This is a genomic window from Pseudoalteromonas fuliginea (assembly GCF_000690055.1).
Taxonomy (GTDB): Bacteria; Pseudomonadota; Gammaproteobacteria; order Enterobacterales; family Alteromonadaceae; genus Pseudoalteromonas; species Pseudoalteromonas fuliginea.
Genome location: NZ_JJNZ01000216.1, coordinates 1 through 341 on the forward strand (window position 1 = coordinate 1; position 341 = coordinate 341).

General features: G+C 41.1%; 1 protein-coding gene. It reads right to left on the minus strand.

What is annotated here, in order from left to right:
- The coding region (locus DC53_RS22790) for an NADH-ubiquinone oxidoreductase-F iron-sulfur binding region domain-containing protein (protein ID WP_033032585.1) at positions 1-328 on the minus strand (328 nt) is incomplete at its 3' end.
- Positions 329-341 lie beyond the last annotated feature (13 nt).

Sequence of the window (341 nt, forward strand, 5' to 3'; positions counted from 1 at the left end):
CTTCACGACCTTGTCCTGTTTCTATACGATGTAGTACACCTTCCATCCATCCAGTACCTTCACGGCATGGCGAACACTGTCCGCAACTTTCATGATGGTAAAATCTAGAGAAGTTCCATGTGTTTCTAACCATACATGATGTATCGTTATATACTATAAATCCTCCAGAACCTAACATAGAACCTGTAGCAAAACCACCTTCACTAAGTGATTCATAACTCATTAGTCTATCACCACCTTCGGCATTCTTATAAATAAGATGTGCAGGTAGTACTGGTACTGACGATCCTCCTGGGATTAAGGCTTTTAATGGTCTATCGTCCATCATTCCACCTAGGTAT